This window comes from Cellulomonas sp. ES6, from assembly GCF_030053835.1.
Lineage (GTDB): Bacteria > Actinomycetota > Actinomycetes > Actinomycetales > Cellulomonadaceae > Cellulomonas.
Window position 1 is genome coordinate 3,925,199 of record NZ_CP125655.1, and the last position, 24,426, is coordinate 3,949,624.

Annotated in this window: 21 protein-coding genes; 15 read left to right on the top strand and 6 right to left on the bottom strand. The window is 75.7% G+C overall.

Features of this window, described 5'->3' with window-relative positions:
• Nucleotides 1-7 precede the first annotated feature (7 nt).
• Nucleotides 8-1,195, top strand: coding sequence for a 1-deoxy-D-xylulose-5-phosphate reductoisomerase (dxr, locus tag P9841_RS18135; RefSeq protein WP_283319964.1), 1,188 nt, complete (start codon nt 8-10; stop codon nt 1,193-1,195).
• A gap of 10 nt (nt 1,196-1,205) precedes the next feature.
• On the opposite strand, the gene P9841_RS18140 is transcribed toward dxr, so the two are convergent.
• Genes P9841_RS18140 through P9841_RS18150 form a run of 3 tightly spaced genes read right to left on the bottom strand, consistent with a single transcriptional unit; the run spans nt 1,206 to nt 4,473 of the window.
• A complete protein-coding gene (locus P9841_RS18140; protein ID WP_283319965.1) occupies nt 1,206-2,630 on the bottom strand; it encodes an NAD(P)/FAD-dependent oxidoreductase in 1,425 nt (474 codons plus the stop codon).
• Nucleotides 2,615-4,006, bottom strand: a complete 1,392-nt coding sequence (locus P9841_RS18145; RefSeq protein ID WP_283319966.1) for an aspartate aminotransferase family protein — start codon at nt 4,004-4,006, stop codon at nt 2,615-2,617. The genes P9841_RS18140 and P9841_RS18145 overlap by 16 nt, the downstream gene beginning before the upstream one ends.
• Nucleotides 4,003-4,473 (bottom strand): Lrp/AsnC family transcriptional regulator, encoded by a 471-nt coding sequence (locus P9841_RS18150; protein ID WP_343302375.1) that lies wholly within the window; start codon nt 4,471-4,473, stop codon nt 4,003-4,005. Before P9841_RS18150 ends, P9841_RS18145 begins: the two co-directional genes overlap by 4 nt.
• A gap of 204 nt (nt 4,474-4,677) precedes the next feature.
• On the opposite strand from P9841_RS18150, the gene P9841_RS18155 reads away from it, so the two are divergent.
• The 10 genes from P9841_RS18155 to P9841_RS18200 all read left to right on the top strand — a co-directional run bounded on the left by P9841_RS18155 (nt 4,678) and on the right by P9841_RS18200 (nt 16,524).
• On the top strand, nt 4,678-6,123 hold the full coding sequence (locus P9841_RS18155; RefSeq protein ID WP_502848060.1) for an aminobutyraldehyde dehydrogenase: 1,446 nt from the start codon (nt 4,678-4,680) through the stop codon (nt 6,121-6,123).
• 57 nt (nt 6,124-6,180) lie between these two features.
• Nucleotides 6,181-7,461, top strand: a complete 1,281-nt coding sequence (locus P9841_RS18160) for a polyamine ABC transporter substrate-binding protein (RefSeq protein WP_283319967.1) — start codon at nt 6,181-6,183, stop codon at nt 7,459-7,461.
• Complete coding sequence (locus P9841_RS18165) at nt 7,458-8,639, top strand: ABC transporter ATP-binding protein (protein ID WP_283319968.1); 1,182 nt, start codon at nt 7,458-7,460, stop codon at nt 8,637-8,639. Before P9841_RS18160 ends, P9841_RS18165 begins: the two co-directional genes overlap by 4 nt.
• Nucleotides 8,636-9,577: an ABC transporter permease gene (locus P9841_RS18170; protein WP_283319969.1), complete on the top strand. Its 942-nt coding sequence runs from the start codon at nt 8,636-8,638 to the stop codon at nt 9,575-9,577. Before P9841_RS18165 ends, P9841_RS18170 begins: the two co-directional genes overlap by 4 nt.
• Nucleotides 9,574-10,413, top strand: coding sequence for an ABC transporter permease (locus tag P9841_RS18175; RefSeq protein ID WP_283319970.1), 840 nt, complete (start codon nt 9,574-9,576; stop codon nt 10,411-10,413). Before P9841_RS18170 ends, P9841_RS18175 begins: the two co-directional genes overlap by 4 nt.
• A 14-nt stretch (nt 10,414-10,427) precedes the next feature.
• Nucleotides 10,428-11,726 carry a saccharopine dehydrogenase family protein gene (locus tag P9841_RS18180; RefSeq protein ID WP_283319971.1) on the top strand — a complete coding sequence of 433 codons (1,299 nt, stop codon included), beginning with the start codon at nt 10,428-10,430 and terminating at the stop codon, nt 11,724-11,726.
• 86 nt (nt 11,727-11,812) lie between these two features.
• Nucleotides 11,813-13,054 (top strand): GGDEF domain-containing protein, encoded by a 1,242-nt coding sequence (locus P9841_RS18185; RefSeq protein WP_283319972.1) that lies wholly within the window; start codon nt 11,813-11,815, stop codon nt 13,052-13,054.
• A gap of 15 nt (nt 13,055-13,069) precedes the next feature.
• The gene (locus P9841_RS18190) at nt 13,070-14,386 is read left to right on the top strand and encodes a M50 family metallopeptidase (protein WP_283319973.1); all 1,317 of its coding nucleotides are present in this window, start codon (nt 13,070-13,072) and stop codon (nt 14,384-14,386) included.
• An 89-nt stretch (nt 14,387-14,475) separates the two neighbouring features.
• A complete protein-coding gene (ispG, locus tag P9841_RS18195; RefSeq protein ID WP_283322010.1) occupies nt 14,476-15,612 on the top strand; it encodes a flavodoxin-dependent (E)-4-hydroxy-3-methylbut-2-enyl-diphosphate synthase in 1,137 nt (378 codons plus the stop codon).
• A 6-nt stretch (nt 15,613-15,618) separates the two neighbouring features.
• Nucleotides 15,619-16,524, top strand: a complete 906-nt coding sequence (locus tag P9841_RS18200; RefSeq protein ID WP_502848935.1) for a GNAT family N-acetyltransferase — start codon at nt 15,619-15,621, stop codon at nt 16,522-16,524.
• 26 nt (nt 16,525-16,550) lie between these two features.
• On the opposite strand, the gene P9841_RS18205 is transcribed toward P9841_RS18200, so the two are convergent.
• Both P9841_RS18205 and P9841_RS18210 read right to left on the bottom strand, forming a co-directional pair.
• Nucleotides 16,551-17,711, bottom strand: coding sequence for an LCP family protein (locus P9841_RS18205; protein WP_283319974.1), 1,161 nt, complete (start codon nt 17,709-17,711; stop codon nt 16,551-16,553).
• 151 nt (nt 17,712-17,862) lie between these two features.
• Nucleotides 17,863-18,756, bottom strand: coding sequence for an Fpg/Nei family DNA glycosylase (locus P9841_RS18210; protein WP_283319975.1), 894 nt, complete (start codon nt 18,754-18,756; stop codon nt 17,863-17,865).
• Between the two features lie 55 nt (nt 18,757-18,811).
• Here P9841_RS18210 and P9841_RS18215 point away from each other — a divergent pair, with 55 nt between their 5' ends.
• Nucleotides 18,812-20,623 carry a proline--tRNA ligase gene (locus tag P9841_RS18215; RefSeq protein ID WP_283319976.1) on the top strand — a complete coding sequence of 604 codons (1,812 nt, stop codon included), beginning with the start codon at nt 18,812-18,814 and terminating at the stop codon, nt 20,621-20,623.
• A 168-nt stretch (nt 20,624-20,791) separates the two neighbouring features.
• On the opposite strand, the gene P9841_RS18220 is transcribed toward P9841_RS18215, so the two are convergent.
• Nucleotides 20,792-21,988 carry a DUF4439 domain-containing protein gene (locus P9841_RS18220; RefSeq protein ID WP_283319977.1) on the bottom strand — a complete coding sequence of 399 codons (1,197 nt, stop codon included), beginning with the start codon at nt 21,986-21,988 and terminating at the stop codon, nt 20,792-20,794.
• Nucleotides 21,989-22,247: 259 nt separating this feature from the next.
• On the opposite strand from P9841_RS18220, the gene rimP reads away from it, so the two are divergent.
• The 3 genes from rimP to P9841_RS18235 all read left to right on the top strand — a co-directional run bounded on the left by rimP (nt 22,248) and on the right by P9841_RS18235 (nt 24,326).
• Nucleotides 22,248-22,832, top strand: a complete 585-nt coding sequence (gene rimP, locus P9841_RS18225; RefSeq protein ID WP_283319978.1) for a ribosome maturation factor RimP — start codon at nt 22,248-22,250, stop codon at nt 22,830-22,832.
• A gap of 1 nt (nt 22,833) precedes the next feature.
• A complete protein-coding gene (gene nusA, locus P9841_RS18230) occupies nt 22,834-23,958 on the top strand; it encodes a transcription termination factor NusA (RefSeq protein WP_283319979.1) in 1,125 nt (374 codons plus the stop codon).
• A 125-nt stretch (nt 23,959-24,083) separates the two neighbouring features.
• The gene (locus P9841_RS18235; protein WP_349306913.1) at nt 24,084-24,326 is read left to right on the top strand and encodes a YlxR family protein; all 243 of its coding nucleotides are present in this window, start codon (nt 24,084-24,086) and stop codon (nt 24,324-24,326) included.
• Nucleotides 24,327-24,426: the final 100 nt, after the last annotated feature.

Genomic DNA, 24,426 nt, shown 5'->3' on the forward strand with positions numbered 1-24,426 from the left:
GGTGCGGATGAACGCGCGCACCGTCGTCCTGCTCGGCTCCACCGGTTCGATCGGCACCCAGGCCGTCGACGTCATCACCCGGAACCCCGACCGGTTCCGGGTGACGGGTCTCAGCGCGGGCGGGGCGGACCCCGCGGCGCTGGCCCGGCAGGCGGTGGCGCTCGGCGCCCAGACCGTCGCGGTGGCGGACCCCGACGCCGCGGGCACGGTGTTCGCCGAGCTCGTCCGCGCGTCCGCCGACGCCGGGCTGCGCCAGATGGGCGTCGAGGTGCTGACCGGCCCGGACGCGGCGACGCAGCTCGCGGCCCGCGGCGCGGACGTCGTGCTCAACGGCATCACGGGCTCCGTGGGCCTCGGCCCGACGCTCGCCGCCCTCGAGGCGGGCAGCACGCTGGCGCTGGCGAACAAGGAGTCCCTGGTGGCCGGTGGGCCGCTGGTGCGCGCCGCGGTGCGGCGCCCCGGGCAGGTCGTGCCGGTCGACTCGGAGCACTCGGCGATCGCGCAGTGCCTGCGGGGCGGCGCCCGGTCCGAGGTGCGGCGCCTGGTGCTGACGGCCTCCGGGGGACCGTTCCGCGGCCGGTCCCGCGACCGGCTCGCGGACGTGACGCCGGCGGAGGCCCTGGCGCACCCCACCTGGTCGATGGGCCCGGTGGTGACGGTCAACTCCGCGACGATGGTCAACAAGGGGCTGGAGCTGATCGAGGCGCACCTGCTGTTCGACGTCCCGGTGGCGGACATCCAGGTGGTGGTGCACCCGCAGTCCGTCGTGCACTCGATGGTGGAGTTCGCCGACGGGTCGACGATCGCGCAGGCGTCGCCGCCCGACATGCGGCTGCCGATCGCCCTCGGCCTGTCGTGGCCGGACCGCGTGCCGGACGCCGCCGTCCCGTGCGACTGGACCCGGGCGGGGTCGTGGACCTTCGAGCCGCTCGACGAGGACGTGTTCGGCGCGGTGGCGCTCGCCCGGGCCGCGGTCGGGGCGTCGGGCACGCACCCGGCGGTGTACAACGCGGCGAACGAGGAGGCCGTCGCGGCGTTCCTCGACGGCCGGCTGCCGTTCCTCGGGGTGGTGGGGACGGTCGAGGAGGTGCTCGCCGCCTACGAGGGCTCGCCGGCCGGCTCCGTGGCCGACGTGCACGCGGCGGAGGAGTGGGCGCGCGCCCGGGCGCGGGAGCGCATCGCGGCGACCGCCTGACGGACGGCGCTCAGCCCCCCAGCAGCGGGGCGAGCGCCCGCGCCAGGCGGCTCGGCCGGCCGGTGAGGCGCTCCTCCGCGTCCGCCAGCGCCGCCCCGCGCAGCCCGGCGGTGATCCCCGCCCAGCGCGCCGGCTCCGGCTCCCACTCCGGGGAGCGGTGGCCCACCCACGGCAGCCGCGTCAGGGCCGAGTCCGTGCCGGTGAGCAGGTCCGCCAGGGTGCGGCCCGCGAGGTTCGCGGTGGCGACGCCGTCGCCGACGTAGCCGCCGGCCCAGGCGATGCCGTCGTCCCCGAGCCCCACGGACGCGTGCCAGTCACGCGGCACCCCGAGAGGCCCGCCCCAGGCGTGCGTGATCCGGGCTCCCCGCACGGCGGGGAACAGGTCCACCAGGGCGTCGCGCAGCCGTCGGGCGACGCGCGGGTCCTGGTCGAACGCCGGGTCGACGGCCGAGCCCCAGTGGTACGGCGCCCCGCGGCCGCCGAACGCCAGCCGGTCGTCGGCGGTGCGCTGCCCGTAGACGAGCAGGTGGCGCCCGTCGGTGAACGTCTGCCCGCGCTCCAGGCCGATGAGGTCCCACGCGCTGGCCGGCAGGGGCTCGGTGGCGACCATCAGCGAGTACAGCGGCGCGAGCGCTCGGCGGGTGCCGGGCAGCGTCGCGGTCCACGCCTCGACGGCGCGCACGACGTGGCGGGCCCGGACGGTGCCCTGGTCGGTGACGACCGCCCGGGGCGAGATCCGCAGCGCGCGCGTCCCCTCGGCGAGGCGCGCGCCCCCGGCGGTGACGACGTCCGCGAGCCCGCGCACGAGCCGCGCGGGCTGCACCCGCGCGCAGTCCGGCGTCCACGTGCCGCCGAGCACGTCGTCGGCGCGGACGTGCTCGGCGACCTCGGCGGGGCCGAGCAGGTCCAGCTCGTCGCCCCAGCGGCCGGCGTCGGCGGCCTCGGCCGTCAGACGCGCGAGCTGCGCCGGCGTGCGGGCCAGCGTGACCGTGCCGCCGTACGCGAAGTCGCAGGCGATCTCCTCGGCGGCCGCCACGCCCCCCACCTCGACGACCGTGTCCCGCATGGCCGCGCGCATCGACCGCGCGGCCTCCTCCCCGTGCCGGCGGGCGAGCGCCTCGGCGGACACCGGGAACAGCGCCGAGCACCAGCCGCCGTTGCGGCCGCTCGCGCCGTAGCCGGCCACCGCCTGCTCGACCACCAGCACGTCCAGCGCGGGGTCGGCCTCCAGCAGGTAGTACGCGGTCCACAGGCCGGTCAGGCCGGCGCCGACCACGACGACGTCGGCCGTGGTGTCCCCGTCGAGCGGGTCCCGCGGCTCCAGCGGCCCGTCGGCCGCCACCTGGTCGAACCACAGCGACAGCCCGGCCAGGTCCCGGCCCGCCGTCCAGGCGAGCACCGGCCCGCCCCCGGCCCGCGTCACAGCCGCGCCCACGCCTCGCCGAGCACCCCGCGCAGGATCTGGCCGATCTCGGCGAACTCCGCGGGCCCGCAGGTCAGTGGGGGCGCGAGCTGGATCACCGGGTCCCCGCGGTCGTCGGCCCGGCAGTACAGGCCGGCCTCGAACAGGGCGGGGGACAGGAAGTCGCGCAGCAGGTGCTCGGACTCGGCGTCGTCGAACGTCTCCCGGGTGCCCTTGTCCTTGACGAGCTCGATGCCGTAGAAGTACCCGGCGCCGCGCACGTCGCCCACGATCGGCAGGTCCAGCAGCCCCTCGAGCTCGGCCCGGAACAGCGGCGCGTTCTCGTGCACCCGCTGCGTGAGGCCCTCGCGCTCGAAGATGTCGAGGTTCGCCATCGCGACGGCCGCGGAGACCGGGTGCCCGCCGAACGTGTAGCCGTGGTAGAACGTCGCGTCGCCGGTGCGGAACGGCTCGTAGACCCGGTCGGAGACGAGCGTCGCGCCGATCGGGGAGTAGCCGGACGTCAGGCCCTTGGCGCAGGTGATCATGTCCGGCACGTACCCGAGGTCCCGGCACGCGAACAGCTCGCCGATGCGGCCGAACGCGCAGATGACCTCGTCGGAGACGAGCAGCACGTCGTAGCGGTCGCAGATCTCCCGGACCCGCTGGAAGTACCCGGGCGGGGGCGGGAAGCAGCCGCCGGCGTTCTGCACGGGCTCGAGGAACACCGCGGCGACGGTCTCGGGGCCCTCGAACTCGATGGCCTCCGCGATGCGGTCCGCCGCCCAGCGCCCGAACGCCTCCGGGTCGTCCCGCAGGTGCTCCGGCGCGCGGTACTGGTTGGTGTTCGGGACGCGCGTCGTGGACGGCACGAGGGGCTCGAAGGGCGCCTTCAGCCCGGGGATGCCGGTGATGGACAGGGCGCCCTGCGTGGTCCCGTGGTAGGCGACGGCCCGGGAGATCACCTTGTGCTTGCCGGGCCGGCCCACGAGCTTCCAGTACTGCTTGGCCAGCTTCCACGCGGTCTCGACGGCCTCGCCGCCGCCGGTGGTGAAGAACACCCGGTTCAGGTCGCCCGGCGCGGCGTCCGCGAGGCGCTCGGCCAGGTCGATCGCCTGCGGGTGCGCGTACGACCACAGCGGGAAGAACGCGAGCTGCTCGGCCTGCTGCCGGGCCCGCTCGGCGAGCTCGGCGCGGCCGTGCCCGACCTGCACCACGAACAGGCCCGCGAGCCCGTCGAGGTACCGGCGCCCGCGGTCGTCCCAGATGTGGTGCCCCTCGCCGCGCACGATCGTGGGGACGTGCTGCTCCCACGCGCTCTGCCGCGTGAAGTGGCCCCACAGGTGGTCGCGGGCGGCGGCGTGCCGGTCGGTGCCGCGCGGGGTGACGGTGGTGAGGGTCTCGGTCATCGGGTTCCCCAGTCGTATTGCTGCTTGCGCAGCTTGAGGTAGACGAACGTCTCGGTGGCCCGCACGCCGGGCAGCGTGCGGATGCGGTCGTTGAGCACGGCGAGCAGGTGGTCGTCCCCGGTGCAGACGACCTCGACGAGCACGTCGAAGCCGCCCGCGGTGATGACCACGTAGTCGACCTCGGGGAGGGCGGCGAGCGCGTCGGCGAGCGCCTCGAGGTCGCCCTCGGCGCGGATGCCGATCATGGCCTGGCGGGCGAAGCCGACCTGCACGGGGTCGGTGACGGCGACGATCTGGACGACCCCCGAGTCCGTGAGGCGCTGCACGCGCTGGCGCACCGCGGCCTCGGACAGCCCCACGGCCTTGGCGATCGTCGCGTAGGAGCGACGGCCGTCCTCCTGGAGCTGCTCGATGATCGCCTTGGACGTGTCGTCCAGGGCGGGGGTGGTCTCGGCGCGGGGTGTCACGCCCTCGATGGTCGCCCGGCACTGCCGCCTCGCGCAAGGGATTCCGTCGTCCGGGCGCGTCGCCACCACGGATCCGGTCGCCGAAACACATCCTTAACGCAGATTTTCGCAAACGTGTCCTGCGGCGCGGGTGCTCCCGCGCCTAGCGTTCCCCCGACCGCGGCGCCCGGTGCGCCGACGGGTCGGACCGGAGGGGGAGGGCCTGTGACCGTGCCGAACGCCACGCCGCTCGTGCTGCAGAACTTCGTGGACGGCGCCCCGGTGCCCGCGGCCGACGGCCGGGTGGCCGACGTGCTCGACCCGAGCACCGGCGAGGTCTACGCGCAGGCCCCGGTGTCCGGCCCCGCCGACGTGGACGCCGCCGTGACGGCCGCCGCGTCGGCGTTCACCACGTGGCGCCGCACCACGCCGGCCGAGCGGCAGCGCGCGCTGCTGCGGATCGCGGACGCGCTCGAGGCGCGGGCGGACGAGTTCGTCGCCGTGGAGTCACGGGACACCGGCAAGCCGCTGCACCTGACCGCGACGGAGGAGGTGCCGCCGTGCGCGGACCAGCTCCGGTTCTTCGCCGGGGCGGCGCGCATCCTCGAGGGGGCGTCCGCGGGCGAGTACCTCGCGGGCCACACGTCGTTCGTGCGGCGCGAGCCCGTCGGGGTGGTCGGCCAGGTCACGCCCTGGAACTACCCGCTGATGATGGCGGTCTGGAAGATCGCCCCCGCCCTGGCCGCCGGGAACACGGTGGTGCTCAAGCCGTCCGACACGACGCCCGCGTCCACGCTGCTGCTGGCCGAGGTGGCCGCGGAGTTCCTGCCGCCCGGCGTGCTCAACGTGGTGTGCGGCGACCGCGACACCGGCCGCGCGCTGGTCGCGCACCCGCGCCCGGACATGGTGGCGATCACGGGCTCCGTGCGGGCGGGCACCGAGGTCGCCGGCGCGGCGGCCCGGGACGTCAAGCGGGTGCACCTGGAGCTCGGCGGCAAGGCGCCGGTCGTGGTCTTCGCCGACGCGGACCTGGCCGCGGCGGCGGAGGGCATCGCGGCCGCCGGCTACTTCAACGCCGGGCAGGACTGCACCGCCGCCACGCGGGTGCTGGTGCAGGCGACCGTGCACGACGACTTCCTCGCCGCGCTGGCCGAGCAGGCGCGGGCGCAGCGCACCGGCATGCCGGACGACCCGGGCGTGGCGTTCGGGCCCGTGAACAGCGCCGCGCAGCTCGACCGCGTGACGGGGTTCCTCGACCGGCTGCCGGACCACGCGCAGGTCGTCGCCGGCGGCCACCGGCAGGGCGACCGCGGCTACTTCCACGAGGCCACCGTGGTCGCGGGCCTGCGGCCGGACGACGAGGCCGCGCGGGACGAGATCTTCGGGCCGGTCATCACGGTGCAGACGTTCACCGACGAGGCGGAGGCGCTGGCCCTCGCCAACGGCGTCCGCTACGGCCTGTCCGGCTCGGTGTGGACGACGGACCACGCCCGCGCGATGCGGATGTCCCGCGACCTCGACGCCGGCGTCGTGTGGATCAACACCCACATCCCGTTCGTGGCCGAGATGCCGCACGGCGGCTTCAAGCAGTCCGGCTACGGCAAGGACCTCTCGATGTACGGCTTCGAGGACTACACCCGCATCAAGCACGTCATGAGCGCCATCGAGTAGCGCGGCCCCGCCGGACCACCGGCCCGAGCCCCCGCCCCCCCGACCCAGAGGAGTCCGATGTCCCCTCGACGAGCCCTCCCCGCCGACCCCCGCGTGCGTGCCGTCCTCGCCGCGGTCGGCGGCCGGCGCCGCGCCCCGGGAGCCGGCGCCGCCGCGCTCCCCGCCGTCCCGCCGGCGGGCGCCAGCCGCCGCCAGTTCCTCGCCGGCACGCTCGGCGGCGTCGGTGCGGGCCTGCTGCTCGCGGCCTGCGGCACCGGCGGCACCCCCTCGGGCGGCACCTCCGCGACGGCCGCCACCGACCTGTCGCAGACCGAGAAGCTGGTGCGCTGGGCCAACTGGACGCTGTACCTCGACCAGGACGACGCGGGCACCGGCTACCCGACCCTTGACGCGTTCACCGCGCAGACCGGCATCGACGTCACGTACGCCGAGGACGTCGACGACAACGACTCGTTCTACGGCAAGGTCTCCGGGCAGCTCGCCAACGGCCAGGACATCGGCTACGACATCGTGACGCTCACGGACTGGATGGCCGCGCGCCTGATCCGGATGGGCTACACCCAGGAGCTCGACCGCTCGGCGATGCCGAACGCGGACAACATCCTGCCGGACCTCGCCGAGGTGGACTTCGATCCCGGCCGGCGCCACTCCCTCACGTGGCAGTCCGGGTTCGGCGGGCTGGCGTGGGCGAAGGACCAGGTGCCCGGCGGCATGACGTCGGTCTCGGACCTGTGGGCGCCGGAGCTCGCCGGCAAGGTCGAGGTGCTCTCGGAGATGCGCGACACCATCGGGCTCATCATGCTCGACCAGGGCGTGGACCCGTCGGGCGACTGGGGCGAGGAGGAGTTCGACGCGGCGCTCGCGGTGCTGCGGGACAAGATCGACTCCGGCCACATCCGGCAGGTCCGGGGCAACTCCTACGCGCAGGACCTGGTCAGCGGCGACGCGGTCGCGGTCATCGGGTGGTCCGGCGACATCACCGCGCTGAACTACGAGAACGACGACCGCTTCGCGTTCGCGATCCCGGAGGCCGGCGGCACGCTCTGGAGCGACAACCTCATGGTCCCCGTCGGTGCGACGCACAAGGCGAACGCCGAGGAGCTCATGAACTACTACTACGACCCGGAGGTCGCCGCCCAGGTCGCCGCGTGGGTCAACTACATCACCCCCGTGCAGGGCGCCCGCGAGGCCATGGAGGCGATCGACCCGGAGCTCGCCGAGAACCCGATGATCTTCCCGGACGAGGCCACGCTCGCCACCGCGCACGTGTTCCGGACGCTCACGCCCGAGGAGGAGACGACCTACAACGGCGCGTTCCTGGACGTGATCGGCGCGTGAGCGCGCACGCCGCCGGCCCCGCGACCCGCGCGGGCGCCGCCCTGGAGATCTGGGACGTCACGAAGTCGTTCGGGTCGTTCACCGCGGTGGACGACCTCACGCTGACGGTGCCCTCGGGGTCGTTCTTCGCGCTGCTCGGTCCGTCCGGCTGCGGCAAGACGACGACCCTGCGGATGGTGGCGGGCCTGGAGCAGCCCACGACCGGGGCGATCTCGATCGGGGGCCGCGAGGTCACCGGGACGGCGGCGCACCAGCGGCCCGTCAACACCGTGTTCCAGTCGTACGCCCTGTTCCCGCACCTGTCCGTGCTGGAGAACGTCGCGTTCGGCCTGCGCCGCCGCCGGGTGCGCGACGCGGTCGCCCGGGCGCGCGAGGGCCTGGACCTGGTGCAGCTCGGGCACCTCGGCGACCGGCGCCCGGCGCAGCTGTCCGGGGGGCAGCAGCAGCGGGTCGCGCTCGCCCGCGCCCTGGTCAACAACCCGGCGCTGCTGCTGCTCGACGAGCCCCTCGGCGCCCTCGACCTCAAGCTCCGCCGGCAGATGCAGACCGAGCTCAAGCGGATCCAGACCGAGGTGGGCCTCACGTTCGTGCACGTCACGCACGACCAGGAGGAGGCCATGACGATGGCCGACACGGTCGCGGTGATGAACCACGGGCGCATCGAGCAGCTCGGCAGCCCGGCGGACCTGTACGAGCTGCCGCGGACGGCGTTCGTGGCGAACTTCCTCGGGCAGTCGAACCTCGTCGCGGGCGAGGTGCGGGAGGGACCGGGGGCGGACGGCTCGCTGGGCGTCGACGTCGCCGGGGCGCGGCTGCGGGTGCCGGCGGCGCGCGCGGTGCGCACGTCCGGGCAGGTGCTCGTCGGGGTGCGGCCGGAGAAGGTCCGGCTGCTGGCGCCCGGGCATGAGCCCGCGCCGGGGTCCAACGTGCTCGGCCCGGGGACCGTGACGGACGTGGCGTTCGCGGGGGTGAGCACCCAGTACCTCGTGGACGTCCCGGGCGCGGGGTTGTTCGGGGTCTTCGCCCAGAACCTGGCCGCCGGTGCGACGCTCGCCGTCGGCGACCCGGTGCGGCTCGCGTGGGCGGTGGACCACACCTTCGGCCTGGACGGGGCCGGGGCGGCCTCCGGGGGCGACGCCACCACCGGCGCGGCGCCCGTCGCCGAGGCGGTCGCATGAGCATCGCCGCCGCCCTCGCCGACTCCGGGACCGCGCCCGCGGGGACCGCCGGACCGTCCGCGTCCGGGGCGGGTCGCCGGCGCTCCCGGTCCGGCGCGCTCGGCCTCATGCTGCCGGGCACCGCGTACCTCGTGCTGTTCTTCGTCGTCCCCGTCGGCGCGCTGCTCGCCACGTCGCTCTACGTGCCGGTGCCCGGCGGCGACGTCGGCCAGTTCCAGCCGGCGCTGCACTGGCAGAACTACACCGACGCGCTCGCGCAGTTCTGGCCGCAGCTCGTGCGGTCGTTCGCGTTCGCGCTGGTCGCGACCCTGGCCGCGCTCGTCATCGGCTACCCGCTGGCGTACGCGATCGCGGTGCGCGCCCGCGGCCGGACGCTGCTGCAGGGCGTCCTGCTCGTGCTGGTGGTCGCCCCGTTCTTCACGAGCTTCATCCTGCGCACCATCGCGTGGAAGCAGATCCTCGCCGACGACTCGTTCGTGGTGCAGGCGCTGCGGTGGCTGCACCTGCTGCCGCCGGACGGCCGGCTGACCGCGACGGCGTTCGCGGTGGTCGCGGGCCTCACCTACAACTTCCTGCCGTTCATGGCGCTGCCGATCTACGCCAGCCTGGAGCGGCTGGACCCCCGGCTGCTGGAGGCGGGGGACGACCTGTACGCCCGGCCGGTGACCACGTTCCGCACCGTGACGCTGCCCCTGTCGCTGCCGGGCGTGGTGTCGGGGACCCTGCTGACGTTCATCCCGGCCGCGGGGGACTACGTGAACTCGTCCCTGCTCGGCAACAGCACCGACACCGCCATGATCGGGCAGGTCATCGACGCCCGGTTCTTCAAGGTGCTCGACTACCCGACGGCCGCCGCGCTGTCGGTGGTCCTCATGGCCGCGATCCTCGTGCTCGTCGGGCTGTACGTCCGCCGCGCCGGCACCGAGGAGCTGGTGTGAGCGCGCGCCCGGGGCCGCGCCCGCGCCGGTGGCGGGTCGGCGGCGCGCTCGTCCCGGTGTTCGCGGGGCTGGCGTTCCTCTACCTGCTCGTGCCGGTGGCCTACACCGTGGCGTTCTCCTTCAACGACGCCGGCAAGACCAACCTCGTGTGGCGCGGCTTCACGCTGGACAACTGGCGCAACCCGTGCGGCGCCCCGCAGGTCTGCGAGGCGTTCGCGAACTCGATCCAGGTCGGGCTGCTCTCGACGCTCGTCGCCACGGCGCTCGGCACGCTCGTCGCGATCGCGCTCGTGCGCTACCGGTTCCGGGGCCGCGCGCTGGCGAACCTGCTCATCTTCCTGCCGATGTCGACGCCCGAGGTCGTGCTCGGGGCCGCGCTGCTCGCGCAGTTCCTGTCGCTGCGGGTGCAGCTCGGGTTCTGGACGGTGGTCGCCGCGCACGTGATGTTCTGCATCTCGTTCGTCGTCGTGGCGGTCAAGGCGCGGGTGGCCTCGCTGGACCCGCGCCTCGAGGAGGCCGCGGCGGACCTGTTCGCGACGCCCTGGCAGGCGTTCTGGCGCGTGACGTTCCCGCTGCTGCTGCCGGGCATCGCCGCCGCGGCGCTGCTCGCGTTCAGCCTCAGCTTCGACGACTTCATCATCACGAACTTCAACTCCGGCAGCTTCACCACGTTCCCGAAGTTCGTCTACGTCTCGGCGACGCGCGGCATCCCGCCGCAGGCCAACGTCATCGGGTCGTCCATGTTCGCCCTGTCGCTCCTCGTGGTGATCGGGTCCCAGGTCGTCCGGGCCGGCAGGGCCGGGCGGCAGCGACGGCGCCTGTCCACGGCGCCCTGACGGAGAGGTTCCCCATGCGGGTCGTCGTGGTCGGCAGCGGCGGGGTGGGCGACGCGGTCGCCCGGATCGCCGCCCGGCGCCAGTTCTTCGAGCTCCTGGTGGTCGCGGACCGTGACCCCGGGCGGGCGGCCCGCACGGTCGCCGCCGCGGCCGGGCGGGACGTCGTCGGCGGGCGGTTCGTCGCCGCGCAGGTCGACGCCTCGGACCCCGCGGCCGTCGCGGCCCTGCTGCGGGAGCACCGCGCCACGCACGTCCTCAACGCCGTCGACCCGCGCTTCGTGATGCCGGTGTTCGACGCGGCGCTCGCGGCCGGGGTGGACTACCTCGACATGGCGATGTCCCTGTCGACGCCGCACCCCGACGCCCCGTACGAGCAGGTGGGCGTGAAGCTGGGGGACCGGCAGCTCGCCCGGGCCGCCGACTGGGAGGCCGCGGGCCGCCTCGCGCTGCTGGGCATCGGCGTCGAGCCGGGGCTGTCCGACGTCTTCGCGCGGTACGCCGCCGACCACCTGTTCGACCGGATCGAGGAGCTCGGGGTGCGCGACGGCGCGAACCTCGTGGTGCGAGGCGAGGACGGCGAGCCGGTGTTCGCCCCGTCGTTCTCCATCTGGACGACCATCGAGGAGTGCCTCAACCCGCCGGTGGTCTACGACGCGGCGCGCGCCCGGGCCGCGGGGGACCGCGACGCGGGGTGGCACACCGTCCCGCCGTTCCACGAGCCGGAGGTGTTCGACTTCCCGGCGCCGGTCGGCCCGGTGGAGTGCGTGCACGTGGAGCACGAGGAGGTGCTGCTCATGCCGCGGTGGGTGGACGCCGAGCGCGTCACGTTCAAGTACGGCCTCGGCGAGGAGTTCATCGGCGTGCTGCGGACCCTGCACACCCTGGGCCTCGACTCCACCGTGCCCGTGCGGGTCGGCGGCGTCGAGGTCAGCCCCCGCGACGTCGTGGCGGCGGTCCTGCCCGACCCGGCGACCCTGGGCGACCGCATGTCCGGCTCCACGTGCGCCGGGCTGCTCGTCACGGGGACCGGCAAGGACGGCGCGCCCCGCGAGGTCTACCTGCACCACCTCGTGGACAACGCCTGGTCGATGGCGGAGTACGGCGCGCAGTGCGTGGTGTGGCAGACCGCGGTCAACCCCGTCGTCGCCCTGGAGCTGCTCGCGCAGGGCACGTGGTCGGGGACCGGGGTGCTCGGGCCGGAGGCGTTCGACGCGGTGCCGTTCCTGGAGCTGCTGGCGGCACCCGGGCCGCAGGGGTACGGATCGCCCTGGGGGCTGGACGAGCGCACGCCGGCGGTGGCCGCCGCCGGGTGATCCGCGGGTGAACCCGTCCCGTGGCACCGGCGTGGCGCGGGCGGGCGAGGTACCGTGCCTCGACCCTGACGACCCCGGAGAGCGCCATGTCCGCACCGTCGCCCGCCCCGCGGGACCTGCCCGTGGCACGCCGGTCCGGCGACCCGACGCTCGGGCTGATCCGCCGCGTGCTGCTGGTGTGCCTCGGCGCGGGTGCGGTCGCGATCGCCTCGGTCGCCGTGGCCCGGTGGGACGACCCGCTGCTGCGGGTGGTGTCCCCGGTCCTGCTCGCCGTGGTGATCGCCTTCGGGTGGGTGCTGCTCCGGCGGCCGCGCACGACGATCCCCGTCGCCCGCCTGGTGCTGTCGGCCTTCGACGTGCTGTGGCTCGGCGTCCTGGCGTCCCGGCTCGGCGCGGGCAGCGGCGGGTGGGACGCGCTGTTCCCCACGACGTTCATGGGCCTCGCGCTGTTCGTGGTCATCGGGTTCCTCGTCTACCCGACGCGGTTCGCGGTGCTGCACGCCGGCGTCCTGGTGGTCGCGACGCCGGCGGTGGGTCTCGCGGCGCTCGCGGTCGGACCGGACGACGGACGCCGCGGCGCGCACGGCGTCGACCTGCTGCGGTACGCGATGTACCTGGCGGTGCTCGCGGCGATGGTCTGGGTGCTGTCCCGCACCAAGGAGCACGCGACCCGCGCGTTCCTCGTCGCCGAGCACGCCAGCGCGGAGGCGGCGAGCATGCGCGAGATGGCCTACCGGGACGCGCTGACCGGAGCGGCGAACCGCCGCCGGCTCGAGGAGGAGCTGGCGTACCAGGCGCGGGTCGTCGGGTCCGGGCTGGACGTCGCGCTCGTCTACCTGGACCTCGACCGGTTCAAGCTCGTCAACGACACCCTGGGGCACGCGGTGGGCGACCGGGTGCTCGTCGCCGTGGCCCACACCCTCGAGCAGCAGGTCCGGTCGGGCGACCTCGTCGCGCGGCTGGGCGGCGAGGAGTTCGTCGTCGTCGCCCCCGGCATGGGACCCGGCGACGCCCGCGAGATGGCCGAGCGGCTGCGCGGTCTGCTCCCCGGGGCCGTGCAGCGCGCGGCCGACGTCCACGTCACGGCGAGCCTCGGCGTCACGGCCCTGCGCCCGGGCGAGGAGCCGTCGGCGGCCATCGCGCGCGTGGACGAGCTCATGTACCGCGCCAAGCGCGCGGGGCGGGACCGGGTCGCGTCGGACGACACTGCGGTCGGCACGGCGGTCGGCGCAGCGCCCGACACCGCCGACGTCCAGCCGGCGCCCAGGTCCAGGGGGCAGGATATGGGGTCGTCCGACCGTCGCCACCCGGCGACCGACCACCGCTGAACGGGAGCGTGCCGCATGGCCTACGTGATCGGCGTGCTCGTGCTCGTCGTGGGCATCCTCGTGTCCATCGCCCTGCACGAGGTCGGTCACATGGTGCCCGCCAAGCGGTTCGGCGTGCGGGTCAGCCAGTACATGGTCGGCTTCGGCCCCACGCTGTGGTCCCGCACCCGGGGCGAGACGGAGTACGGCGTCAAGGCGATCCCGCTGGGCGGCTACGTCCGGCTGATCGGCATGTACCCGACGCCCGAGGCGGTGGGGAACCCGCCGGTGCGCGGGTTCTTCAGCCGGATGGCGGCCGACGCCCGCGAGGCCAGCGCGGAGGAGATCCGGCCGGGGGAGGACCACCGCGCGTTCTACCGGCTCTCGACGCCGAAGAAGCTCGTCGTGATGCTCGGCGGGCCGGTGATGAACCTCGTCATCGCGGTGGTGCTGCTGGCCGTCGTGCTCATCGGCATCGGCACGTCCGGGGCGAGCACCACGCTGGCGTCCGTCAGCCAGTGCGTGCTGCCGGCGGACTCGACGGCCACGGAGTGCTCGCCGTCCGACCCGGCGGCGCCGGGCGCCGCGGCCGGCCTGCGTCCCGGTGACACCGTGGTCGCGTACGACGGCGTGGACGTGACGAGCTGGGACCAGCTGTCCGGCCTCATCCGCGGCACGGGCGACGAGGCGGTGCCGGTCGTCGTCGAGCGCGACGGCGAGCGGGTGACGCTCTCGGTGACCCCGGTGGTGGCCGAGCGTCCCGTGGTCGGCGACGACGGCCGGGTGGTCACGGGCGACGACGGCGAGCCGGTGACGCGCAGCGTCGGGTTCCTCGGCGTCAGCCCGGCGACGGAGCTGCAGCGCCAGCCGGTGTCCGAGGTCGTGACGCTGACCGCCGACGCCGTGTGGCAGACCGGCAAGGCCGTCGTCACGCTGCCCGTGAGCCTCGCGGGCATCGCGCAGAGCGCGTTCGGCGGGGCGGAGCGGGACTCCGGCGGCGTGCTGGGGCCGGTCGGCATCGCGCGGCTCGCCGGGGAGGTGGCGTCCAGCGACGCCCCGGGCGTCGGGGTCGCCGAGCGGGTGTCCGCCATGCTCAGCCTGCTGGCGTCCCTCAACATCGCGCTGTTCGTCTTCAACCTCATCCCGCTCGTCCCGCTCGACGGCGGGCACGTGGCCGCCGCCCTGTGGGAGGGCGCCAAGCGGACCGTCGCCCGGGTCCGCGACCTGCCCCGCCCGCGCCCGGCGGACGCCGCCCGGCTGCAGCCCGTCGCGCTCGCGGTGTTCGTCCTGCTCGGGGGCATGGGCCTGCTGCTGGCGTACGCCGACGTCGTCAGCCCCGCGTCGCTCGGCTGACGCGGGCCGCCGGAGCCCGGCGCGGGTACGGGTGCGCGCACGGCCCGCGGTGCGATGATGAGCCGGTGAGCACCCCCATCAGCCTGGGCATGCCGGAGGCACCCGCTCCCGTGCTGGCCCCGCGGCGGCCCACCCGCAAGATCCGCGTCGGCAAGGTCGAGGTCGGCGGCGACGCGCCCGTCAGCGTCCAGTCGATGACGACGACGCTCACCGCGGACGTCAACGCCACCCTGCAGCAGATCGCCGAGCTGACCGCGGCGGGCTGCGACATCGTGCGGGTCGCGGTGCCGAGCCAGGACGACGCCGACGCGCTGCCGGCGATCGCCCGCAAGTCGCAGATCCCCGTGGTCGCCGACATCCACTTCCAGCCGCGCTACGTGTTCGCGGCCATCGACGCGGGCTGCGCCGCCGTCCGCGTCAACCCGGGCAACATCCGCAAGTTCGACGACCAGGTCAAGGAGATCGCCCGCGCGGCGCAGGACGCCGGGGTGTCCCTGCGCATCGGCGTGAACGCCGGTTCGCTGGACCCGCGGCTGCTCGCGAAGTACGGGAGGGCGACGCCGGAGGCCCTGGTGGAGTCGGCCGTGTGGGAGGCGTCGCTGTTCGAGGAGCACGACTTCCACGACTTCAAGATCTCGGTGAAGCACAACGACCCCGTCGTGATGGTGCGCGCCTACGAGCTGCTGTCCGAGCGCGGCGACTGGCCGCTGCACCTCGGGGTGACCGAGGCCGGCCCCGCGTTCCAGGGCACGATCAAGTCGGCGACGGCGTTCGGGGCGCTGCTGAGCAAGGGCATCGGCGACACCATCCGCGTGTCGCTGTCCGCGCCGCCGGTCGAGGAGGTCAAGGTCGGGATCCAGATCCTGCAGTCGCTCAACCTGCGGCCCCGCAAGCTGGAGATCGTGTCCTGCCCGTCGTGCGGGCGGGCGCAGGTGGACGTGTACACGCTCGCCGAGCGGGTGACGGCCGGGCTCGAGGGGCTGGAGGTCCCGCTGCGCGTCGCCGTCATGGGCTGCGTGGTGAACGGCCCCGGCGAGGCCCGCGAGGCCGACCTCGGCGTGGCGTCCGGCAACGGCAAGGGGCAGATCTTCGTGCGCGGCGAGGTCGTGCGCACCGTGCCGGAGTCCGCGATCGTCGAGACGCTCATCGACGAGGCCATGCGGATCGCCGAGAGCATGGACGCGGCGCAGGACGGCAGCGGCGGGCCCGTCGTCACGGTGGGCTGACGCGTGGTGCGCGGCGTCGAGGAGGACGTGGCCGCCGGCGGCGGGCCCGCGCACGCCGGGGAGCCCCGGCTGCTCGACGACGCCGACGTGCCCGCGGCGCTCGCGGTCTGCGCGCAGGACCCGGTCGCCGCGGTGCTCGCGACGACGCGGCTGGAGCAGGCCGCCCTGCACGGGTTGCGGCGCGTCGGCGGGCAGCTGTGGGGCTACGACCTCGGCGGGCGGCTCGCGGCCGTCTGCTGGGCGGGCGCGAACCTCGTGCCCGTCGTCCCGGACGCGGCCGTGCGGGAGGACGCGCTCGACGGCTTCGCGGCGTTCGGGCGCGCGCAGGGCCGGCGCTGCTCCTCGGTCGTCGGGGACGCGGCGGCCGTGCTCGGCCTCTGGGACCGGCTGGCCCCGTCGTGGGGCGCCGTGCGGGAGGTCCGGTCGGACCAGCCGTCGATGGTCATCGACCACGCCCCGAACGTCGACCCCGACCCGGCGGTGCGGCGCTCCACGCCCTCCGAGTACGACCTCGTGCTGCCGGCGTGCGTGCGGATGTTCACCGAGGAAGTCGGCTACTCACCGGTCGCCGGCACCGGCGGCGCCTACGAGGCGCGCGTGCGGTCGCTGGTCCGCGAGGGCCGGTCGTTCGTGAGGATCGAGCCCGGGGCGACCGGGCCCCAGGTCGTCTTCAAGGCCGAGCTCGGCGCCGTCGCGGGCGGGGTCGCGCAGGTGCAGGGCGTGTGGGTCGACCCGGCGCGGCGCGGCGAGCGGCTCTCCGAGGGCGGCATGGCCGCCGTGGTCTCGCTGACCCGCCGGGCGGTGGCGCCGACCGTGTCCCTCTACGCGAACCACTACAACGAGCGGGCCCTGGCGGCGTACCGGGCCGTCGGCTTCCGGCAGGTCGGCACGTACGCGACGGTCCTGTTCTGAGGGACCGGGGCGTCGACGGGCCGGGCTCAGGGCGTCGCGGTGACCGCCGCGCCCGCCGGGTCGGTGCCGTCCGGCGCGCCCGGCAGCGGCTGGTCCGCGTTCAGCCGCTGCCAGATGTCGTCGGCCTGCGACGTCCACACCACGCGGTCGCGGTCCGTCGGCGCCTCCGCGACGGGCACGGTCACCGGCGTCAGCGTCGCCGGGTCGACGTCGCGGAGCGTCAGCGCGATGCCGGCGAGCGACCGCAGGCCGAGCCCGTCGCTCACGGACAGCGACCGGCTCACCGCGGTCAGCACCGGCATGAGCGTGCCCGGGTCGGTGAGCAGGTCGGTGGACTGGACCTGGGCGGCGAGGGCGTCGATGAGCTGCTGCTGCCGCTCGATGCGCGCCAGGTCGGAGCCCAGCTCCAGCCCGTTGCCGGAGCCCGTGCGGGCCCGGAGGAAGGCGAGGGTCGTGGTGCCGTCGAACGTCTGCGGCCCCGCGGGCACGTGCAGGCCGGCCTTGGGGGAGTCCATCGCCTCCGGCAGGTCCATCGGGACGCCGCCGAGGGCGTCGACGACGTCGCGGACGCCGTCCATCTTCACGACGATGCTCTCGTCGGTGCGGACGCCCGAGTTCTCCTCGAACGTGCGCCGGGTGCAGGCCGCGGCCGCCGCGAGGTTGCCGGTGCTGCCCGCGCCGATCATGAACGCGTCGTTGAACATCGCGGACTCGCGCGGGCTGCTCGTGCTGCCGTCCTCGAGCGTGCAGGCCGGGATGCGGACGAGCGAGTCCCGGGGCACCGACACCATGTCGACCCGCGTCCGGTCGGCGGACAGGTGCACGAGGATCGTCGTGTCCGACCGCATGCCCTCGACCTCGCCGGCCAGCGCCGCGTTCTCGCCGTCGCGGCTGTCGGTGCCCATGACGAGGATGTTCAGCGGCCGGCCGGCGTACCCGTCGACGGGCGGCGGCTCCTCGACGGGCCGGTCGTCCGCGAGGAACTGGTCGACGTCCGCGTGCTCGATCCCCGCGTCCACCGAGGCGTACAGCGCGGCGGCGCCCGAGGCGCCCGAGAGCGCGACCGCCGCCGCGGTCACCCCGGCGACCCGGGCGACCCTCCCGCGGGCGCGGGGCGGCCGGGCGTGGCGGACGGACCGGGCGACGGCACGGGTGTGCCGGGCGGTCCGGCGGCTGGCAGCGGTCATCCTCCGAGGCTAGGGAGGTCGCGCGCGGACCGGTGGGTCGCGAGGTGCAGCCTGCGGCAGGATCCTGTGCGCGAGCCGTGAAGGCCGGTGCGGCCGGTGCGCGCAGCCGCTCGCCGCCGGTCCTCGCGCCCCGTCCGCGCCGCCGGACCGCTCAGCGCAGCAGCCGGGACATCCGCCGGTCGGCCAGCGGCGTGCCGCCGGTCTGGCACGTCGGGCAGTACTGCAGCGAGGAGTCCGCGAACGACACCTCGTGCACCGTGTCCCCGCACGGCACCCCGTCCCAGCCGGGGCAGGGCAGGCCCGTGCGCCCGTGCACGCGCATGCCCCGGCGCTTGGCGTCCTTCAGCTCGGCGGCCGGCCGGCCCGCGGACGTCGCGACGGCCTCCCGCAGCACCCCGACGGTGGCGGCGTGCAGCCGCGCGACCCGCTCGGCGTCGAACGACCGCGTCAGCGCGAACGGGCTGGTGCGTGCCACCAGCAGGATCTCGTCGGAGTAGGCGTTGCCGATGCCGGCGATCGTCCCCTGGTCGCGCAGCAGGCCCTTGACCTGCTGGTTGCGGGCGGCCATGAGCTCCGCGAGCCGCTGCGGGGTGAACTCCGGCGACAGCGGCTCCACCCCGAGCGTGGCGACCTGCGGGACGTCGGCCGGGTCGGTCACCACGTACACGGCGAGCCGCTTGCGGGTGCCGGCCTCCGTGAGGTCGAACCCGGAGCCGTCGTCCAGCCGCACCCGCAGCGCGAGCGGCGAGCGCCCGGGGCGGACCGGCGTCGCCGGGAGCGGCTCGGACCAGCGCAGCCACCCCGCCCGGGCCAGGTGGAAGACCAGGTGCAGCGCGTCCCCGCCGGCGGGCGGGCGGACCCCGAGGTCCAGCCACTTGCCGTGGCGCCCCGCGGAGACGACCTCGCCGCCCGCGAGGTCCTGCGGGGCGGGGCGGAACGTCTTCAGCGCGCTGATCGCCCCCACCTCGACGCCCGCGACGGTGCGCCCGACGGCGCGCTCGCGCAGGAACGCGGCCAGCGACTCGACCTCGGGCAGCTCCGGCATGACCCCATGGTGGCCCAGACGTCCGACACCTGCCGCTCCCACTAGGCTGCGGCCCATGCTGCTTCGCCTCTCCACGCTCTTCGTCCGCACCCTGCGCGAGGACCCGGCCGACGCGGAGGTGGCCAGCCACCGGCTGCTCGTCCGCGCGGGCTACATCCGCCGCGCCGCCCCCGGCATCTACACGTGGCTGCCGCTGGGGCTGCGGGTGCTCGGCAAGGTCGAGCAGGTCGTGCGCGAGGAGATGGCCGCGGCCGGCGCGCAGGAGGTGCACTTCCCGGCGCTGCTGCCGAAGGAGCCGTACGAGGCGACGGGACGCTGGGCGGAGTACGGGCCGAACATCTTCCGCCTGAAGGACCGCCGCGAGGCCGACTACCTGCTGGCGCCCACCCACGAGGAGATGTTCACGCTCCTGGTCAAGGACCTGTACTCCTCGTACAAGGACCTGCCGCTCACGCTCTTCCAGATCCAGACGAAGTACCGCGACGAGGCCCGCCCGCGCGCCGGGCTGATCCGCGGGCGCGAGTTCGTCATGAAGGACGCGTACTCCTTCGACGTCGACGACGCCGGGCTCGAGGCGTCCTACCAGGCGCAGCGCGACGCGTACGAGCGGATCTTCACGCGCCTCGGCCTGGAGTACGTGGCCGTGGCCGCGACGTCGGGCGCGATGGGCGGCTCCCGCTCCGAGGAGTTCCTCACCCCGACGGCGATCGGCGAGGACACCTTCGTGCGGTCCCCCGGGGGCTACGCGGCGAACGTCGAGGCCGTCACGACCGTCGTGCCCGACGCCGTGCCGTGGGACGACGCGCCCGCAGCCCACGTCGAGGACACCCCCGACACCCCGACGATCGACTCGCTCGTCGCCCTCGCGAACGCCCGCTTCCCCCGCCCGGACCGGCCGTGGACCGGGGCGGACACGCTGAAGAACGTGGTCCTGGCGCTGGCCCACCCGACCGGGGAGCGCGAGCTCCTGGTCGTCGGGCTCCCCGGGGACCGCGAGGTCGACCTCAAGCGCCTGGACGCCGCGGTCGCGCCGGCCGAGGTCGAGCCGGCGGTCGAGGCCGACTTCGCCGCGCACCCCGAGCTCGTCAAGGGCTACATCGGCCCGGCCGTGCTCGGCCCGAACCGCGAGGGGCTGGACGCCGACGCCGAGGGCCGCACCGCCGTGCGCTACCTGCTCGACCCGCGCGTCGTGCCCGGCACCCGGTGGATCACCGGCGCGAACGAGCAGGGCCGCCACGTCTTCGACCTGGTCGCCGGGCGGGACTTCACGGCCGACGGCACCGTCGAGGCCGCCGAGGTCCGCGCCGGTGACCCCGCCCCGGACGGGTCCGGGCCGCTGGAGCTCGCGCGCGGCATCGAGATCGGCCACATCTTCGCGCTGGGCCGCAAGTACGCCCAGGCGCTCGGGCTGACCGTGCTCGACCAGAACGGCAAGTCGCAGGTCGTCACGATGGGCTCCTACGGCATCGGGGTCAGCCGCGTCCTCGCCGCGCTGGCGGAGGCCAACCACGACGACCGCGGCCTCGCGTGGCCGGCCCAGGTGGCGCCCGCGCTGGTGCACGTCGTCGCGACCGGCAAGGACGCCACGGTGTTCGAGGCCGCGGAGTCGCTGGCCCGCACGCTCGACTCGCGCGGCATCGAGGTGCTGTACGACGACCGGCCCAAGGTCTCTCCGGGCGTGAAGTTCGCCGACGCCGAGCTGCTGGGCGTGCCGCTGACCGTCGTGGTCGGACGCGGCCTCGCGGACGGCGTCGTGGAGGTGCGGCCCCGCGTCGCGACCCCTGACGGCCCGCAGGCGGAGCAGGTGCCGGTCGCGGACGCCGCGGACCGCGTCGCGGAGCTCGTGGACGCGCTCCTCGCCCGCTGACCCCGGCCGCCCCGACCCCGGCCGCCCCGACCCCGTCGAGGTTGCAGTCCTTGCGGGGTTCACGCCGCCGAACCCCGCGACGACTGCAACCTGGACGCGCGGGGGGAGCGGGACCGGGCGCGCGGGAGGGCTCGCGCGGGTGAGGCCGCGCGGGAGGGCTCGGCCGGGTCAGCCCGCGGTCGGCGTGGGCGTCGGGGTCGGGCTCGGGCTCGCGGGCGGCAGGCCCGGGAGGGCGGTGGGCGTCGCACCCCAGGCCAGCGCCTCGACCGACGAGGTCCGCAGGCCGTCGACCGTGGCGGTGCGGTCGGCCGTCGACGGGTCCGTGCCCAGCACCGCGTCCGCGTGCACGGCGGCCAGGTCCGTCAGCAGCCCCGCGGCGAAGGTCCGCACGGCCTCCGTCGTCGACACGTCGCCGTCCAGCTCGTAGGCGACCCGGCGGGGGTCCTCCGCGGTGCCGGCCACGCCGACGGCCTCGGCCCAGGCGGTCGCGGCGGCGCGGTGCGCGGCGGCGGCGGACCGCGCACGGGTACGCGCGTCGTCGGCGAGCCGGGCGGCGGCGACCTCGAAGCCGTACCCGGCCTGGTCCTCGGCGAGCACCAGGGCGAGGGCGTCGGCCCGGTCCAGGTCCGCCCCGAGGGCGTCGGCGGGGCCCGTCGCGGCGGGCTCCGGGGAGGCCGACCCGCCGGCGGAGGCGGACGGCGACGGCAGCGCGGCCGACCCGTCGCCCGAGCCGGACCCGTCCGCGTCCCCTCCGGTCGTGAACCCGCTCTCCGGCTCCGCGTCGACCGCCGGCGCCTCGGTGCCGAGCGAGGCCGCGAGCCGGTCCGTGAGCTGGGCGCGGGACGCGGCGACGGCGGCGAGCAGCCGGGCCGTGCCGGGGTCCTCGGCCGCCCTCGCCCCGGCGCGCGCACCGGAGGCGGCGTCGCCGAGCAGCGCCAGGACGTCCGCGGGCCCGGGCGCGGGGTCGGTGGCGGTGGGCGTGGGGGACGGCGTCCCGTCCTCCGGGTCCGGAAGCCCCGACTCGTACACCCCGCCGAGCGCGACGACCTGGTCCGCGGCGGTCGAGGAGACCAGACCCAGGACCGCGGCGACGCCCTCGTCGGCCCCGGGGGCGGCGGCGTCGGCCGCGGCGGCGAGGGCGAGGGCGTCGTCGACGGCGTCCCGCCGGACCTGCTCCGCGGCGTCGGGCACGGGCTCGGCGGGCGGGTCGGTCTCGAGGCGCAGGCCGCAGCCCGACAGCACCGCGGCGGTGCCGAGCACCAGCACGCCGGCGAGGGCGCGGGCGCGCCGGGACCGGGCGGGTGCGGGGCGCGGCACGGAGCGCGGGGCGGGGCGCGTCGGGCGGTGCGGGGCGGTGCGAGGCATCGCGGGCGATCCTGCCACGGTGGCCCGCCGCGCGGCCGGACCCGAGGTCCCGCCGGGGCCGGTGTCGCGCACGTCGCACCGGCCGCGGGCCCGGTCGGGAGGGTGCCGCGCCCCGGAGTCAGTACGCTGGTCGCAGCACGCGGTCCGCCGCGCGCCGCTCCACCGTGCAGGACCGACAACCACACAGCGTCGACGTCCCCGGTGTCGGCGTGCGCGCGACGAGGCCGCACCCCGCCGAGGACCGACACAGGAGGTCAACATGCCCGCGCCCGTCAGCGCGCAGCGCATCCGGGAGACCATCGAGCCGGTGGTGGCCGCCGCCGGGCTGTGGCTGGAGGACGTCGAGCTCGCGCGCGACGCCGGCCGCCCGGTGGTGCGCGTCGTGGTCGACGCGGTGGAGGACGCCGAGGAGGCCGTCGACCTGGACGGCGTCGCCGCGGTGTCCCGCACCGTGTCCGAGGCGCTCGACGCTCTCGACGGCCTGCCGGACCGGTACACCCTCGAGGTGTCGACCCGCGGGGCCGACGCCCCGCTCACCGCACGCCGGCACTACGTCCGGGCGATCGGCCGCCTGGTCGTCCTCGGGCTGGCCGACGGCACCGTGCTCGCCGGGCGGCTCGTGGACGTCGTCGACGCCGGCGGTGCCGAGGGGGACGCGGTGGTCGTGACCCCCGTGACCCCCGGCGTCAAGGGCCGGCCCGCGAAGGTCGGCGACCCGGTGCGGGTCCCGCTCGAGCGGGTGCGCGAGGGCCGGGTGGAGGTCGAGCTCGTCAAGGACGGCGGGCGCGGCGAGGACGGCGCCGGCGACGGCGCGGCGGACGGGCCGACGGGCCGGGAGGACTGACGTGGACATCGACATGCAGGCGCTGCGGCTCATCGAGCGCGAGCGCGACATCAGCCTGGACGTGCTGGTCTCGGCCATCGAGCAGGCGCTGCTCTCGGCCTACCACCGGACGCCGGACGCCTACCCGGACGCCCGCGTCGAGCTGGACCGCCGGTCCGGGCACGTGACGGTGTGGGCGCGCGAGCGCACGGTGGTGCCCGCGCCCGACGCCTCCGACGTGGACGCCGACGCCGCCGCGACGGCCGTGCCGCCGACCACGACGGTGACCGGCCCGGAGTTCGACCACACGCCGGCCGGGTTCGGGCGCATCGCGACGGCCACGGCCCGCCAGGTGATCGTCCAGCGGCTGCGCGACGCCGAGGACGACCAGGTGCTCGGGCAGTTCCGCGGCAAGGAGGGTGAGGTCCTCGGCGGCGTCATCCAGCAGGGCCGTGACCCGCGCGTGGTGCTCGTCGACGTCGGCGGCACGGAGGCCGTGCTGCCCGCGCACGAGCAGGTGCCCACGGAGCAGTACGTGCACGGCGAGCGCATCCGCGCGCTGGTGCTGGACGTGTCCCGCGGCGCGAAGGGCCCGCAGATCACGCTGTCGCGCACCCACCCGAACCTCGTGCGCAAGCTGTTCGAGCTGGAGGTCCCGGAGATCGCCGACGGCCACGTCGAGATCACGGCCCTGGCGCGCGAGGCGGGCCACCGCACGAAGATGGCGGTGCGCTCGACCGTCCCCGGGCTCGGGGCCAAGGGTGCGTGCATCGGCCCCCTCGGCGCCCGGGTGCGCGCCGTCATGGCCGAGCTGCACGGCGAGAAGATCGACATCGTCGACCACTCGGACGACCCGGCCCGCATGGTCGCGAACGCCCTGTCGCCGGCGCGGGTGCTGTCGGTGACGGTCGTCGACCCCGCCGCGCGTGCCGCCCGTGTGGTGGTGCCGGACTACCAGCTCTCGCTGGCGATCGGCAAGGAGGGCCAGAACGCGCGGCTGGCGGCGAAGCTCACCGGGTGGCGGATCGACATCCGGTCCGACGCGCAGGAGCCGGCCGAGGCCGGGGCGGCGCCCGGCGAGGCCGCGGGTGGCGCGCCGGAGGGCTCCGCGGGGACCGCCCCGCGTGCCGCCGGTCGAGCAGAGTGACCTCGCGCGCTAGACTGGACGCGGCTGGGCCGGACGCCCGGCTCTCCTCGCCGAGCAGGCGCCACCCCCGACACCCCGCAGCGCACGTCGCCGCGCCGGTGGTCGTGGGCCCGGTGCGCACGTGCGTGGGGTGCCGGACTGCCGGACCGAGGTCGGCTCTGCTGCGCGTGGTCGCGGCGGCGTCGGGCACGAGTGAGACCGTGCTCGTCGTCGACGTGCGTCGCGCGCTGCCGGGCCGGGGGGCGTGGCTGCACCCCGATCCTCACTGCCTCGAGCTCGCCGAGCGCCGACGTGCGTTCCCGCGGGCCCTGCGACTCGCGGGGCCGCTGGACACGTCCGCGGTCGGGGAGCACCTCGGGGCGGGGTGAGGCACGACCGTCGCCGCCGGGCGCCTGCCCGGTGGCATGTGCACCGTCGAACAGGAAAGCGGGTCGAAGAGCCGATGGCTGCCCGATGAGCACGCACCGA

What these genes read in the sequence shown, in the direction of transcription:
- dxr (WP_283319964.1), top strand. Translation starts at nt 8, where the DNA reads ATGAACGCGCGCACCGTCGTCCTGCTCGGCTCCACCGGTTCGATCGGC.
- P9841_RS18145 (WP_283319966.1), bottom strand. Translation starts at nt 4,006, where the DNA reads ATGACCGAGACCCTCACCACCGTCACCCCGCGCGGCACCGACCGGCAC.
- P9841_RS18160 (WP_283319967.1), top strand. Translation starts at nt 6,181, where the DNA reads ATGTCCCCTCGACGAGCCCTCCCCGCCGACCCCCGCGTGCGTGCCGTC.
- P9841_RS18170 (WP_283319969.1), top strand. Translation starts at nt 8,636, where the DNA reads ATGAGCATCGCCGCCGCCCTCGCCGACTCCGGGACCGCGCCCGCGGGG.
- P9841_RS18180 (WP_283319971.1), top strand. Translation starts at nt 10,428, where the DNA reads ATGCGGGTCGTCGTGGTCGGCAGCGGCGGGGTGGGCGACGCGGTCGCC.
- P9841_RS18185 (WP_283319972.1), top strand. Translation starts at nt 11,813, where the DNA reads ATGTCCGCACCGTCGCCCGCCCCGCGGGACCTGCCCGTGGCACGCCGG.
- P9841_RS18190 (WP_283319973.1), top strand. Translation starts at nt 13,070, where the DNA reads ATGGCCTACGTGATCGGCGTGCTCGTGCTCGTCGTGGGCATCCTCGTG.
- ispG (WP_283322010.1), top strand. Translation starts at nt 14,476, where the DNA reads ATGCCGGAGGCACCCGCTCCCGTGCTGGCCCCGCGGCGGCCCACCCGC.
- P9841_RS18205 (WP_283319974.1), bottom strand. Translation starts at nt 17,711, where the DNA reads ATGACCGCTGCCAGCCGCCGGACCGCCCGGCACACCCGTGCCGTCGCC.
- P9841_RS18210 (WP_283319975.1), bottom strand. Translation starts at nt 18,756, where the DNA reads ATGCCGGAGCTGCCCGAGGTCGAGTCGCTGGCCGCGTTCCTGCGCGAG.
- P9841_RS18215 (WP_283319976.1), top strand. Translation starts at nt 18,812, where the DNA reads ATGCTGCTTCGCCTCTCCACGCTCTTCGTCCGCACCCTGCGCGAGGAC.
- P9841_RS18220 (WP_283319977.1), bottom strand. Translation starts at nt 21,988, where the DNA reads ATGCCTCGCACCGCCCCGCACCGCCCGACGCGCCCCGCCCCGCGCTCC.
- rimP (WP_283319978.1), top strand. Translation starts at nt 22,248, where the DNA reads ATGCCCGCGCCCGTCAGCGCGCAGCGCATCCGGGAGACCATCGAGCCG.